We start from the raw sequence: 16379 nt of genomic DNA on the forward strand, positions 1-16379 counted from the left end.
AGAAAAATACCACGGCGATTGCATTTTTTGTAATTGTCATAATTTTCGCTCCTGCTTAAATGGATACTGTAACATCCGTTTTTGTGGGGTTATGTATGTGATAACTGCTCTTCTTAAGGGGCAGTAACGAGAGGTATAGTGCAAATATTGAATTAAGTCAACGCAATATTTGTATTATTATGTAATTTGGCAAAAAAAGAGATTGAACCCAAAACAGAACAAGCGAAGCGATTACGTTTGATACGAGAAAGTTTGCTATTTAGTAGGCACCAAATAGCAAGCCGTTTAGGTATTAATAAAGCCATTTATGATCACGCTGAAAGAGGCACGACCTTTCCTAATGTAGAATTTTTGGCTGTTTTATCACAGAAATTAAAAGTCAATTTAAACTGGCTTGTAACGGGTGATGGTGAGATGTTTTCAGATGTGGCAAAGGCGAAAGCAGCTGGTTTTAAACCGCAGGCGATTCCTGCTGGGCTGATGAAAAAGCTTGGACATTTAGTTTATACGACCTATCATGATGCAAAAATAACACTTTCTCCTGAAGATGTTGCGGAATTAGCAGCAGAGCTTTATGGAAGATTGCAAGAGCTTATTCAAAACCTCAATGATATAGAAGAAATCGAAGCCACTTTGCCGCTTTTAAAATTACATTTAAGACGTAAAATCGAAGCTGAAAAAACACCTCTAGAAATTTCATAAGATATGAACGAACAGCTCTTTTAAAAAATGGAGCTTTTTTGATTTTCTACTATATAACCAAGTTTGGAATGTAAAAATCTCACAATTTTTGAGTCTTTTATTCAACCTGAATAATAATAAATTATCATTATAAATCAATACATTGCTCTAATACAGATAAAAAATGACGAGTAGTGATATAAAAAAACTCTTTCAAAGGTGTGCATCATATATTGAAACAGATTACTTCGCAGCAAAGAGTGATGTTATCATGATAATTGTCATTATTACATTATGCTATAAGTTAAAAAATCATAAATTTGTGCTTATAAGAACAGCTATTTTATTGAGAAGTATTTTTATAAATTTATAAAAAATTATTTTTACACTCTTGCCATTCTTTTAATGCGCTTTATTTGAAAAATAGAATTGCTCTTTAGTGAAACTATTTTTGTTAAGAGATAAATCGCAGTATTTTTGAATGGAGAGAACGGTATATTTTCAAAGTTTTGTGTTTTTATTTATTTTTTAGCTTGAATCCCTCTAGCTAAAAGGGTTGGGGACTTTTCTAGATTCGATGTTGTTGCAAAGATTTTAGGGCGATGCCGTAAAAATAGCGGTATCGTAGGGGGAGGGTTTTGTCTTGATTTATTGGTTTTTGAAGTGCGCAAACTGAGGGTTTTGCCATGAGTGTTTCCGCGCGTTGTAATGATGTTGAACTCTGTTGGAGGAGGTTCTTATGAAAAAAAAATATTCCACACCAAATTTAATTAAAGTTGTCTCTCTTAGTACGGTAATGGCGACACTCTTATCGAGTGTTTCTCCTGTTTTCGCAGCGAACCTTGCGATAACAGGACAAACGGTTCAAAGCTCTAATATGCCGCAGGTTGAGTATCTACATGGTAGTCATGGCAGTATTGTTTTTGCAGGTGATGATGATTATTGTGGTGCAGACAACGTTGTTGGGCGTGGTGGTAAACAACAGCAGGCAATTCCTGATGTTAATCGAATAACTGCAAAGGAACAATATAATAGATTTATTAATGATCAGGAGTTTTCTGGCCGTCATCCTTATGGTACCACGACTGAAAAGGTTACTTGGGCTGGTGATGGTGTGACGATTAACAGTCGTGGTCAGCCGGTGGGTGGCTATATGGGAACACCCACTGGTGGTATCTTTAATGCAATGCCTGAGGCTTATGGTGTTTATTCTTTTGCAACGGGGTGTGGGTCTGCAGCGACGGGTAATTATTCAACCGTTTTGGGGGCAGGTGCGACAGCAAAGGCTGGAGGAGCGCAAGCCTTTGGTGTTTCCGCACTTGCAAGTGGCAAAGCAGCTGTTGCTATAGGCGTTGGATCAGAAGCCTCCGGTGAATCTGCTGTTTCTTTTGGTGGTCTCGCAATCGCTTCTGGTAAAAATAGTGTTTCTATAGGTGAGAGTTCCAAAGCTACGCAGGACGATGCGATTGCGGTTGGTTCAAATGCAGAAGGGAGCGGTATAAATAGTGTTGCTATTGGTAAGTTTGCATCTGCGTCTGGTTACAATAGTGTTGCGTTAGGATTAAAGACCAAAGCAAGTAATGATTATACGGTTGCCATAGGTTCGAAGGCTGAAGCGGAAGCTCTTGGTTCTATTGCAATAGGTGGCGGAGAACCTGCAGAAAATGGGCAGGAAAGAAAAGTAATAGCTAAAGGTAAAAATTCGATTGCTATAGGTTCCCATACTTATGCTGAGACTGCTCATTCAGTTGCAATTGGTATAAATGCACAAGTACATGTTATAGATGGCGTTGCTGTGGGTGGGGGATCTGTCTCTCGTGTTGATGGGAAAGTTTTAGGGTATGATCCTGTAACAAATACTACAACAACAAAAAGTGATCTTGCATGGAAAAGCACTGCAGGTGATTTTAGTGTTGGTAATACTAACCAGAAATTAACGCGACAGATTACAAATGTTGCAGCTGGGAGTAAAGACACTGATGCAGTGAATGTTGCACAGTTGAAAGCTATGAGAGATTTGGCATCAGGAGTTTGGAAACTTTCTGCTAACGATACCGATCCTACAGATGTGAATTCAGGCAATACCGTAGATTTTTCAGTGAAAAATAGTGAAGTAGGGCAAGATAACTTAACGATTGAAAAAAACAATGAAAACAAGAAGCAGAAAATGCACTTTGCTTTAAGTGATAATCTTAAATTGATAAGTGTCACTACAGGAGCAAGCTCTATGAGCGGTGATGGCTTTATTATTAATGAGGGGCCACGCATGACTATTGATGGTATTGATGCTGGAGAGCAAGTGATCACGGGAGTGGCAAAAGGAGAAGATGATACCGATGCAGTGAATGTTGCGCAACTGAAAGAATTCACAGAAGGAATGAAAACGGGCTGGCAACTTTCTGTTGATGGTGATAATGCTACAGATGTTAAAGCTGGTAGTACAGTAGATCTTATTGCTGGTGAGACTAGGGGGGTAAACAATAAAAATATCACGATTAAAAAAGATAGCGACAATAAAGTTACATTTTCTTTAAATGATCAGATTGAGCTAACGACTGTCACGACAGGCAACAGTACTATGAGTAATGAGGGCTTTAAGTTTATTGATGGTAATGGACCAAGCATTACCGCGAATGGTATTAATGCTGGTGATAAAAAAGTTACAGGAGTAGCTAAGGCAGAAGACGATACAGATGCGGTGAATTATAAACAGCTGAAAGATGTAAAAATACTTGCAGAAAATGGCTGGCAACTTTCTGTTGATGGTAGCAATGCTACAGATGTTAAAGCTGGGAGTACAGTAGATCTTGTTGCGGGTGAGAGTGATGATGGAAGCAAAAATATCAAAATTGTAAAAGATAATAACAAAGTCACATTTTCTTTGAATGATCAGATTAAGCTCACGAGTGTTACGACAGGCAACAGCATTATGAATGGTGAGGGCTTTAAGTTTGTTGATGGAGGACCAAGCATAACAGCGAATGGTATTGATGCTGGTAGTAAAAAGATTACGAAAGTAGCAGAGGGGACTCAAGATACTGATGCAGTAAATTATAAACAGTTACAAGATTTTACAGCAGGAATTAAAACAGGCTGGAAGCTTTCTGTTGATGGTGATAATGCTACAGATGTTGGGGCAGAGAGCATAGTAAAGTTTGTAGCTGCTGCAGATAAGGATGACCACAAAAATCTCAAAATTGTAAGAGGCAATAATAACGAGGTAACATTTGATTTAAACGAATTTATCACAGTTAATAAAATAAAAGTAGGGAGTGAAGTTACTATAAATAATAGTGGCTTAGCGATTAGACATGGTCCAAGTATAACATATGGCGGTATTGATGCGGGCGATAAAGTAATTAGAAGAGTGGCAGAAGGCATTTTAGATACGGATGCAGTTAATCTTACTCAGTTAAAGATAGTAGAAGAGAAAATAAAAGAAGTAGCGGATAATAGTCTTGTTAAATGGAAAGAAGACGAAAAGCTTATCACTATTGGTGCGCAAAAAGAAGGTATTGGAATAAATGTTGCCAACTCTGAAGGCAAGGATCGAATTATTTCTGGCGTTGCAGTTGGAAAAGTCAGTTCCGATTCGACAGAAGCAATAAATGGTCATCAGCTTTTCAATTATGCTGATAATATATCAAAATATTTTGGTGGTGAGACAGATGTAATTGATGGTTTCAAGCCAACTTTTACTGTTCAGGGTAACGAACACCATAATGTAACGGATGCTTTTAAAGATGTCGATAATTCTATAACAGATATTTATACACAGATTAACAATGTAACAGCAAATAGTCTTGTTAAATGGGATGAAGGGCAGAAGCTCATTACAATTGGTGCGCAAAAAGATGGTACCAAAATCAATGTTGCCAATTCTAATAGTGAAAATCGAGTTATCTCTGGTATTGCGGATGGTAACATTGGAAAGTCCTCGAAAGAAGCTATAAATGGTAGCCAGATTAATACAATTTCTGGAGATATTGCACAATTCTTTGGTGGAGATGCAGCATTTCAGGATGGTGCTTTTGTAGGTCCACAATATAACATATCTAAAGTTTCTACAGATGGTGAAGTAGTTCAGTATATAGCTAAAAATGTTGGTGATGCTTTAACAAAGCTTGATGCGAATGTCAAAAATGTGAATAGTCATATAAAATATGTAGATAATAAATTTGATAAGTTCTCTCAAGATGCCTTATTATGGGATGATGGTAAACAAGCATTTGCTGCACGTCATGAAAAAGATGGACGTAAAACAGATAGTAAGATTACCCACCTTTTAAATGGTGATATTTCAGAAGAGTCAACAGATGCGATAAATGGTAGCCAGATTAATAAAATATCTAAGGATATTGCAGAATTTTTCGGTGGTGGTACAGAATTTAATAACGGAGTTTTTTCAGGTCCACAATATAACTTATCTACAGTTTCTACAGATGGTAAAGTAGAACAGAAGACCTTTTACAACGTTGGCGAAGCTTTGACAGGGCTCGATGCAAATGTTAAAAATGTGAATAAAAATATACAGCATGTAACCAATGAGTTTGATAAATTGTCTCAAGATGCTTTACTGTGGAGTGAAAAGGATCAAGCATTTGTTGCGCGTCATGGAACAGATGGACAAAAAACAAATAGCAAGCTAACGTATCTTTTAGATGGCGATATTTCAGAAGATTCAACAGATGCAATAAATGGTTCCCAACTTTATGCGATGGGTGATCAGATTGCGAATTATTTTGGTGGTGGCGCTAGTTATGAAGATGGAGAGTGGACGGGGCCTACTTTCAAAATTTCTCAGCGTGAAGCGAATGGTACCATTACTCAGAAAAAACACCATAATGTCGCTGATGCTTTTGAGGGTGTCGATAATTCTATCACAGATATTTATAATCAGATTACCAATGTAACAGAAAATAGTCTTGTGAAACAAGAAGGAGGTTCTGAAGGTCTTATTACCGTTGGTAAGGCGACAGGTGGTACTGAAATCAGCCTTGTAAATAAAAGTGGTATGGACCGTACACTTGCCGGTGTGAAAGATGGAGAACTTTCTCAAACATCAACGGAAGCAGTAAATGGTTCTCAGCTTTTTGCTACTAACCAAAAAGTTACCACTGTTACTAATAAATTATCGAAAGTTGCTAAAAATACATCGGAATATTTTGGTGGCAGCACAGATGTACTTGAAGGTATAAAACCTACTTTCGTTATTGATGGAAATACATATGATAATGTTACAGAGGCATTTACTGGTGTGAATGTTTCTATCCATAAGATTGATAATAAGATTTCCGATGTGGTAAAAAATAGTCTTGTTAAGCAAAACGGAGTTTCTGCTCCTATCACGATTGGTAAGGATACAGCTGGGACTGAAATCAATATTGCAGGATATGCTGGTGTAGCACGTAAGATTTCTGGTGTGCAGGCAGCAGAGAAGGGCGATGAAGCTGTTAACAAAGACCAACTGGATAAAAGCATAAAGGATATTACGAAAGATATTGAGACAGTAACTGCTACTGCGGTTCTTTATGATAAGAATGACGATAATAGTGTTAATTACGGTAGTGTAACTTTGGGCGGCGATAAGAACAACGGACAAGTTGCTCTTCGTAACGTGAAAGATGGTAGCATTTCTGAAAATTCCAACGATGCAATCAATGGTAGTCAGGTTAATAAAATATCAGCAGATATTGCAAAGTTTTTTGGCGGTGGTGCAAAGTTTATTAACGGTGCTTTTGAAGGGCTGAAATATACTTTATCGGCTATTGTTGACGGTAAGGTAGGGAAGGCTAATTTTTACAATGTTGGTGATGCTTTAACAGGTCTTGATAAAAATGTTCAAGATGTGAATCAACGCTTAACGAATGTATCCAATGAGTTTAATCAGAAAATTGAAGATTTCTCTAATGATGCTTTACTGTGGGATGATGATGAAGAAGCATTTGTTGCACGTCATGAAAAAGATGGGCAGAAAACAAAGAGCAAATTGAAATATCTTTTGGATGGTGAGATTGCCGAAGGTTCAACGGATGCCATTACAGGGAACCAACTTTATCTCATGAGCAACAAGCTTGCTAATTATTTCGGTGGCGGTGCCAAATATGAGAATGGCAAATGGACAGATCCTACTTTTAAGATTGTTCAAGTCAATGCTGATGGTACAACTGTTGAGAAAGAGCACCATAATGTTGCTGAGGCGATTGGTGGTGTTAATGGCGGTATGGTAAACATAAATAACCGTATTAATGATGTCATCAACAAGGTTGATTCAGATGTTCTACACTGGAATAAGGAGAAAGGAGCCTATGACGCTAACCATGATGGTCAACCAAGTAAGATTATCAATGTAGCCGATGGTAAAGTTGAAAAAGGTTCGAAAGATGCGGTTAATGGTGGACAACTTTGGGAAACCAATGAACGTATCACTGGTGTTGAAAAAGATGTTCAGCATCTTACCAACAGAGTTGATAACATTTCCAATACGATTGCTGATATTGGTGATACAGTTATCAATATTGATGCCAAAGTTGATAACATCAATAATAGAGTTGACAACATTGAAGAGGATGCTGTTCGTTATGATAGAGATGAAAACGGCAAAAAAACCAATAAAATCACATTAGCGGGGGGGGATGCCAGTGAACCTGTTCTGATTGATAATGTCTCTGATGGTAAAATTGAAAAAGGTTCGAAAGAGGCTGTAAATGGTGGTCAACTCCATGATTATACTCAAGAACAGATGAAGATTATTCTTGATCAATCCAAGCAGTATACAGATCAACGGGTTAATAATATTGTGATTGATGCTATTGATGATGCTGTTGATCGGGCTAAGCAATATACAGATATGAAGTTTGATGTTTTAAACTATAGTATTGAGAGTGTGAAAAAAGAGGCTAGACAAGCAGCGGCTATTGGTCTTGCGGTGTCTAACTTACGCTACAATGATACACCTGGAAAATTAAGCGTTGGATTTGGTACTGGTTTATGGCGTAGTCAATCTGCATTTGCCTTTGGTGCAGGTTACACCTCAGAAAATGGAAAATACCGCTCTAACATATCCGCAACAACTTCTGGAGGTCACTGGGGTGTAGGTGCGGGATTCAATATGACATTGAATTGATAATAAACAAAATATATAAAAATTCCTTTTCACCCCTGTCTCATGAGGCAGGGGTGAATTGTTGTTACGTATGTAAAAATACATGTATACAAATTGATAAGCGCTATAATAATAAATACAGGTTTAAAAAACAGAAAAAACCTATACACTTTCAACAAAATGAACTTCTTATTTCAAAATAAGATAATGAGTTCTTTCATAAATTATAAGTTCATTATTTTCTTCTTTAATTTTTAAATCTGAAAAATCTGTAGCACTCTACAGATAAAAAACTTTTGCTCTCTACAAATCTATTAAAAAGTTTTCTATTAAGATAAAATTATCATTCAAATGTATTTCAACTTTACTGGAAGAAGTTATAAAACAATACGCTAAATTAACTCTACCCCTTGCAAAAAACAACCAATAAGTTTAAAGGTTAAAAAACCAGTTACCAAAAATTTACTTTCTTAGAAAATGTAAAAGAGCAAAACGTATTAATCTTAAAAAACAACTTCTTTATCTTTTCAGTCAGGTACTAAATTTTTTGAATACGTTTAGAAAAAACAACTTTGAAAGACTGTATAGCGTTTAAATGTGTCTTTTTTGTGTTTATAGTTATTTCTTTCATTGGGGAGTTCACTATGAAAAAATTATATACAAAATTAGCAGGGAGCGATTTAAAATTTTCTCGTTTTTCTTTTGTTAAAGTTCTTTCGTTGGCTACAGCGGCTACATTCTTATCGAATGTTACACCTGTTTTTTCAGCAAATCCTGATTTTAGAAACACGTTTCTTGAAGGTGTAAAAAGTGCCGGCGTGTCTTATCTACAAAGCATTCTCTCTGTTGCTGGTTTGAATAATTCTGAAGACTATGCAAATTTTTTAACTAAAACTCTTACTGGTGTAAGTGATTATAGTCCTATAGTGAATGTTTTGCCAGAAGCCAGCGATTCGATACGTTCAATTGATATGAATGCTGGAAGTAAAAAAATAACAAGAGCAGATTTAACTCCAAGAGTTGTAAAGGGAGATCAGATAACTAGCAAGCAGGATTTGGGTAATCCTCTTGTTTATGGTGAACGAGCTCAGGGAGAAGCGCATGATGCTATTGTTTTCGGGCAGGTAGCGCAGACGAAGGCTGACCAAGGGATTGCTATCGGCTTAACTGCTTTAGCTGGTAGTAGTAGAAATACTAAAAATAGCATTGCAATCGGCTCTTCTCTAACCGATAGTTATGATGAAAAAGAGAGAACAGTTTCATTTGGTGATTTTTCAATAGCCTTCGGTAGTAAAGCACATAGTTATGCAAATGAAGCGATTGCTATGGGATACAATGCATACGCAAAGGAGCAGGCGCTGCAGGGAGTTGCTATAGGCGCTAGCTCTAATGTGACGGTTACGGGAGGTGTTGCTCTAGGAAGCGGTTCTATATCCGATAGGGCTGCAGGTGTTTTGGGGTATACTTCTATGCTGCAGGGTCCGGCAATAAACACTAAAGCGCAATGGAAAAGTACGCAGGGTGCTGTTAGTGTTGGTAATCCTAGTAAGGGCATAACGCGGCAGATTATAGGTGTAGCAGCTGGTAGTGAGCCTACTGATGCAGTAAATGTTGTACAGTTAAAAGACTTAGAAAGTGTCGTAAGAAATGGTGGTTGGAAACTCTCTGTTGGGGGTAAGGATGATACGACCGTTATCATGGACAGCGCGGTAGATTTTTCCGCTGGAAGTACAAATCTTCAAATTAGCAAAGGCAAAGATAATAATAATATAAAATTTGATCTAGCTAAGGATATTGCAGTCAATAAAGTAACTGCAGGAAGCAGTGCCCTAGATGCAACAGGCTTAGTGATTTCTGGTGGACCGAAAATAATCATTTCTGGGATAGATGCAGGGGGTAAAAAGATTACAGGAGTGTCTGATGGCACTGGAGCGAACGATGCAGTTAATTTTTCACAGTTAAGCAAAATCAGTGAGAGTCTTTCGTCCACAGCGAGAAATCTGGAAACGGCTATGGCGAATACATCAAAATATTTTGGTGGAGGTGCAGGTTATGATAAAGAGGGCAAATGGAAAGCACCGGATTTCAAGATCAAGCAGTTTGGTGAGGATGGTACTTCTTTTGACAAGAATTATCAGAATGTAGCAGATGCACTTGCCGGTGTTGGAAGTTCTATCACGAATGTTCAGAATAAATTGACTGAACAGGTTAATAATGTGATTACTAAAGTGGAAAGCGAGAGCTTTGTTCAGCAAGATAAGACAACGAGTCGTCTCACTATTGGTGCAAAAGTAGGTGGCGCAGAAATCAATATTGCAAATGAAAGCGGTGGGGATCGGATAATTTCTGGTGTTGGGGAAGCAAAGAACAATAATGACGCTGTTAACAAAGGCCAGCTTGATGAAAGTTTAGAGAAGCTTTCTACCAGTCTTCAATCAGATGACTCGGCTGTTATTCACTATGATAAAAAAGAGGGTGATAATAACACTATAAATTATGCAAGTGTGACTTTAGGAAAAGGTAAAGGTTCTGCTGCTGTAGCACTTCATAATGTTGCCGATGGTCAGATTTCTAAGGGTTCACGTGATGCCATCACGGGTGGTCAGATTAATAAAATCGGTGAGGATGTAGCTAAGTTTTTAGGTGGAGAAGCTGAATTTAAGGATGGTGCTTTTAAAGGGCCAACTTATAATTTATCCAGTATTGATAAAGGTGGTGAAGTAACAGATAAATCGCATAGCGATGTTGGTTCTGCCTTTAAAGGGCTTGATGAGAATATCAAGAATGTGAACGCTCGCATTAAGGAGGTCTCAGAGGGAGTTGCACAAGATTCTTTATCTTGGAGCGATGGTGACAAAGCTTTTGTCGCTCTGCATGGGGAAGGTGATGACAGAAAAGCAAGCAAGATCACATCACTTGCTGCTGGCTCTATAGTATCAGGCTCGAGTGATGCGGTTAATGGCGGGCAGATTTATGATCTGAATCAGTCGCTAGCAAAGTATTTTGGTGGTGATGCTAAGTATGATGGTGATGGCTGGGTTCTTCCAGGTTTCAAGATAATGACTTTTCAAGAAGATGGAAGCTTTGTAGAGGAAGATTATGATAGCATTGCAGCCGCGTTTTCCGGTGTAAATAAGGTTTTCAAGAATCTTCATAATGAGATTTCAGACAACATTGAGCAAAATGCGTTGTTGTGGAGTGATGATGCAGGTGCGTTTGTAGCACAGCATGAAGAAGAAGGTAAAAAGGAAAACAGCAAGATCACGTTCCTTGCGAAAGGAAAGATATCAGAAGATTCTACGGATGCGATTAATGGTGGTCAGATTTATACTCTTCAACAGACATTTGCCTCATATTTTGGTGGAGGATCTGGTTATGATAAGGAAGGAAACTGGCAAGGACCAAAATTCTACGTTCAGGTCTTTAATAAGGATGGTACGAAAGGTGATAAAGAGGAGCGTAATAGTGTCTCTGAAGCATTTGATGTTGTTAATGACAGCATGAGCAATATCAACGATCGTATAAAAGAAGTTGAAAAGGATACCTCTTCGAATAGTCTGAATTGGAATAAAGAAAAAGGAAGCTATGATGCATCTCATGTTGATTCTCAGGGTGTTAAGAGTCCAAGTAAGATTATCAATGTAGCGAATGGTAAGGTAGACAGAGATTCAAAAGAAGCAGTGAATGGAGGACAGCTTTGGGAAACTCAGCAGATGATTACAGATCAGGTAAAGGATATTGAAAATAAAGTTACGGAGGGATCTGTACAATATGATAAAGATAAAAAAACGGGCAAAAAGACCAATAAAGTTACATTAGTTGGTGTAGATGACAGTTCTCCAGTATTAATAGACAATGTAGCCGATGGAAAGATTAAAAAAGATTCGAAAGAAGCGGTTAATGGCGGTCAATTAAAAGATAAGATGGATTTTGTGCTTGAAAGTGCCAATAAGTATACGGATGAGCAAATTTCTCATCTTGTAAAAGATGGCGTTAGTGGGGCTAATTCATATACGGATATGAAGGTTTCGACATTAAGTTATGTTGTTGAGGATGTTCGAAAAGAGGCAAGACAGGCAGCAGCTGTTGGTTTAGCGGTATCTAGTTTACGCTATAGTGATATCCCTGGAAAATTAACTATCGCATTTGGTAGTGGTTTATGGCGTAGTCAATCTGCTTTTGCTTTTGGTACAGGTTATACTTCAGAGAACGGTTATATTGGTTCCAACTTGTCAATTACCACTTCTGGAGGTCACTGGGGTATAAGTGCAGGAGTTAATGTGATACTCAACTAATAAACGACTAAATCCATAAAATTGATTTGCCTTTTTCTTATTTAAGAAAAGGGCAATTTTTTACTTTTTTCCAGAGCTCTCTAAAGCTATTCTAAATGTATAAAACACCCGTAATTATATAAAATCCGAATATAAAAAGCCTATGACAACTTTTGTTGAGAATAAAAGACCTTAGTGGTAAAGATTCAAAAAATTGATTGCTATTATTTTTATTTGTTAAAATGCTTCACGCAATGTAAATACGAATATACCCTTTATAAAATGAGACAGTTTTAGCTTTTTTTTCGTATAGTTTTAAACGTATGCTTTATAATGAAACGATCTACAGATATGCAACGTACTCCAAACATAAGTATTGCTTTAGATAGTGGAGCGCAAACGGAAAAAGAATGGAGCGTTGCTGTATGCAATATGGCTCACGCTTTAGAGAAAAGCAGATCGCAATAGGTGGTGAATATAATAAGAAGAGCGAATACGGGGAAAATGATTATACAACTTGCGAAGAGTGATTATTCAACAGTAGTGGGAACTGTTTCTAAAACTTTAGAATATGGTTCGATTTCACTTGGTCACCCGTGTATATGCATTTGCTCAAGAAGCTATTTCTATGGGTTTCTATTCAAAAGCAAATGGGGTTGGAAGTATCGCTTTAGATTCCTATTCTAAAGTGACGGTTGATGGGGGCTATTGGAGACAACTCTGTGTCCGGTAGGGCTGATGGCGTTTTTGGGTATACGTCTCTTCTGCAAGGACCGGCTAAAAACACTGAATCTCAATGGAAAAGTATGAAAGTTGCAATAAGTATTGGTGTTCCTAGTAAGAACATAACGCGACAAATTATAGGTGTAGCAGCTGGTAGCAAACCTGCCGATGCAATGAACCTTAGACAATTGCAGGATTTAGAAGAAGTCGTAAGAAAAAAGGTTGGAAACTGTCTATTTCTGGTGAGGAAGCTAAAGATATGGGTGCTAGATAGTACAATAAATTTTTCATCTGGAGGAAGTAACTTCACGGTTAAAAGAGATGAGGACGATGAAAATAAGCTCATATTTGGTTTGGCTAATGATATATCATTGAAAAGCATAACATTAGGAGAGAAAACAAAAGTCGATGCAACAGGCTTAGTAATTACTGATGGCCTGCAAATAACCACCGGTAATATTAATGCGGCAAGTAAAAAAGTAACAAATGTTGCAGAAGGAACTAGCAATACTGATGCAGTGAATTTTTCACAACTGAAGGGAATAAAAGAACAAGTAGCAGTGAGTATTTTTGTAAAATAGGATACAGCAACGAGACACATTACCATTAGTAAGAATATAAATGGTGCATTTTAGTAAAAAGCTTTCATAAATCCTCTAATGAAATAAAAAAATCTTATTCACGAAAAATAAACTGATGCCTAAGCGGATGATCAATAGGCACAAAAATTATATCTCTTTCAAAGAGATCAAAGCTAAAAAACGATACACAACCTTTGATAGAAAAAACGAAAGCTATTCTAATATTAAGTATTTTTTTACCTTCCTTAAATTGACTTTCATGAACCTACCCCTAATTACTCTTTAAAGTCGCTGCAGAAACAAAAGCTTACGTCTTAATTTTATTGATGTCCTAAAACACGCTGTAAAAGTAGGAACACGCAAGGGAAATAGGAAAGCTTTAGAGCTCTAGATCATACCTTTTTTGTGTTTTTAATCTATTATTATGAAGGGGGGTATTATGAAAAAATTATATACTACACAAAATCTGCGTGATTTGAGTTTTTCTCGCTCACATCGTCGATCATCATTGTTTAAAGTAGCTTCGTTGGGAACTGCGGTTGCCTTGTTTTTATCGAATGCTGCTCCTGTTTTTTCAGCAAATTTCGATTTAACAAAAGCATCTCTTGAAAATGTGAAGAATGCTGCCGTGGTTTATCCGCAAAGCATTATCTCTGCGTATGATTACTATGATGGTGATAAGGAAAATTATTTAACAGCATTGAATGTAGCAATGATGCCAAAAGTTAACGCTTCCGATAACTATGTAAATTTTTTAACCAAAACCCTTTCTGCTATAAGTAATGATGATCCTATTGTGAATGTTTTGAGGGCAGATGGTAAAAATTCATCTGAAAGGACATTAGATGCAGGCTGGCAATATAAAAAATCGATTATCAGTGTACAGAATGGTGAGAATACAGCGATTATTGATGCATTGAATCCTTTGCGTAATGACTCTATGACTAGAATGCAGCGCGATACCGGACTGCAACGTGACGTAGAGGGTACTAATGTCATATTTGGTAATGATATAACAAAGGCTGAAAAACTCCATGGAAAGAGTGATATTGTTGCTCTTGGTGCCAAGATAATAGTAAACGCTCCAGATTCGGTTGCTGTTGGTTATGGCGCGCAGGTGGATAATAGCTTTACTGTTGCTGTAGGTCATTTGGCGTACGCTGTAGGTAAAAAAAGTATCGCAATAGGTGGTGAAGGTAGAAGTGGTAGTAAGCCGATTCCTACTGAGGGCCGTACAATAGCGACGGGCGAAGAATCAATTGCTATTGGACATCGTGCTAAGGCGGACAGTGAGGAATCTATAGCTTTTGGTGCTTATTCAAAAACGACGATAAATTTAGGCGTTGCTCTTGGGAGCGAGTCTGTGGCTGATGTTGCTGCGGGCGCTATCGGTTATAATTCTTTAACTAAAGGCCCTTCAGATTCTGACGACATGATATGGGCGAGTACACTAGGTGCAGTAAGTGTTGGTGATGCTAAATCAGAAAAAACGCGCCAGATTGTAGGAGTGGCAGCTGGTAGTGGCGACACTGATGCCGTTAATGTTGCACAGTTAAAATCATTGCAAAAATACGTAGACCAAGGTTGGACACTATCTGTTGGGGGTAAAAATGCTAAAGCTGTTGGTGTACAAGATACTGTAGATTTGTCGGCTGCAAGTGACAATCTTAAGATTACAAAAGGTGAGGAAAACAATAATGTAACATTTGATCTAGCTAATAATATTACAGTGGAACGAGTTACCGCTGGGAGAAGCTCTATCAGTGATGATGGCATTTTGTTTGCTGATGGGGCTAAAATAACTGTGGATGGCATTGATGCTGGCAATAAGCAGATTACAGGAGTGGCAGCTGGGGAAGAACCTGATGATGCAGTGAATTTTGCTCAGTTGGAGCAGGTTAATCGCGACGTTGCAGGTGTAAGTCAAAATATATCACAATATTTTGGTGGTGGTGCAGATGTATCTAATGGTAAAGCACCAACTTACACAATTCAGGGTAATTCTCATAATGATGTTGGTTCTGCTTTTAATGCTGTTGATACTTCTATCACGAATATCCAAAATCAGATTACGAATGCGACAAAAAACAGCCTCGTTAAGCAGGAAGGAGATGCAGGTACTATTACCGTTGGTGTGACAACGGGGGGTACAGAAATTAATGTTGCAAATAATGCAGGCAACGATAGGATAATTTCTGGCGTAAAGACAGCTGTGAATGGTAATGAAGCTGTTAACAAAGCTCAGCTTGATAAAAGTATAGAGAAGATTTCTAATGATATTAATCTTACAAGTGCTGCTGCAGTTCTTTATGATAAAGAAAACGATACCGTTAATTATAATAGCATAACTTTGGGTGGTGATAAGACTACAGCACCAGTTTCCCTCCATAATGTTAAAGATGGAAAAATTGCTGAAGATTCGCATGATGCGATCAATGGTAGGCAGATTGAAAAAATATCTCGAGATGTAGCAAACATTTTGGGTGGGAATGCAGAATTTAGCGACGGTATTTTATTCGGTCCGCTCTATCATTTATCGCGCATTTCTGAAGATGGCGTAGCAGTATCTAAAGACCATAATAATGTTGGTGACGCTTTGATAGGGCTTGATGACAATATCAACAATGTGAATAGTCGCTTAACACATGTAGCCAATGAATTTACTCAGAAAATAGAGGGTGTTTCTAAAGATTCTCTATTGTGGAGTAATGATGAGCAGGCATTTGTGGCACAGCATGGAGAGGGAAAAGCCAATAGCAAAATTAAATTTCTTGCCAATGGAGACATTTCTGAAGATTCAACCGATGCAGTAAATGGTTCTCAGCTCTTTGCTACTAATCAGAATGTTATCACTGTTACGAATAATCTCTCAACAATTTCTCAAAATACATCACAATATTTTGGTGGTGGTGCAGATGTATTTAACGGTAAGGCTCCTACTTACACAATTCAGGGTAATTCTCATAATGATGTTGGTTCTGCTTTTAATGCTGTTGATACTTCTATCACGAATAT

At 37.6% G+C, this 16379-nt stretch carries 4 protein-coding genes and 2 pseudogenes; all 6 read left to right on the plus strand.

Annotated elements, in window-relative coordinates:
- Positions 1 to 186: 186 nt before the first annotated feature.
- On the plus strand, positions 187 to 702 hold the full coding sequence (locus ACFIMU_RS03430; RefSeq protein WP_375606213.1) for a helix-turn-helix transcriptional regulator: 516 nt from the start codon (positions 187 to 189) through the stop codon (positions 700 to 702).
- 718 nt (positions 703 to 1420) lie between these two features.
- Positions 1421 to 7807, plus strand: coding sequence for a Vomp family autotransporter (locus ACFIMU_RS03435; protein WP_375696816.1), 6387 nt, complete (start codon positions 1421 to 1423; stop codon positions 7805 to 7807).
- A 950-nt stretch (positions 7808 to 8757) separates the two neighbouring features.
- A pseudogene (locus ACFIMU_RS08805) lies at positions 8758 to 10800 on the plus strand (hypothetical protein); the annotation flags it as partial.
- Between the two features lie 45 nt (positions 10801 to 10845).
- Entirely contained in the window at positions 10846 to 12081 is a 1236-nt protein-coding gene (locus ACFIMU_RS08810) for a YadA-like family protein (protein ID WP_375686444.1), read from the plus strand.
- 677 nt (positions 12082 to 12758) lie between these two features.
- Entirely contained in the window at positions 12759 to 13364 is a 606-nt protein-coding gene (locus ACFIMU_RS03445; RefSeq protein WP_375696818.1) for a hypothetical protein, read from the plus strand.
- A gap of 439 nt (positions 13365 to 13803) precedes the next feature.
- Positions 13804 to 16379: pseudogene (locus ACFIMU_RS03450) on the plus strand (hypothetical protein); the annotation flags it as partial.

Origin of the sequence: Bartonella sp. AC70YNML (assembly GCF_042196545.1) — a bacterium.
In the GTDB taxonomy this organism is placed as follows: domain Bacteria; phylum Pseudomonadota; class Alphaproteobacteria; order Rhizobiales; family Rhizobiaceae; genus Bartonella.

Coding starts and splice junctions, on each gene's coding strand:
- ACFIMU_RS03435 (WP_375696816.1), top strand. CDS start 1,421: ATGAAAAAAAAATATTCCACACCAAATTTAATTAAAGTTGTCTCTCTT.
- ACFIMU_RS08810 (WP_375686444.1), top strand. CDS start 10,846: ATGACTTTTCAAGAAGATGGAAGCTTTGTAGAGGAAGATTATGATAGC.
- ACFIMU_RS03445 (WP_375696818.1), top strand. CDS start 12,759: ATGGGGGCTATTGGAGACAACTCTGTGTCCGGTAGGGCTGATGGCGTT.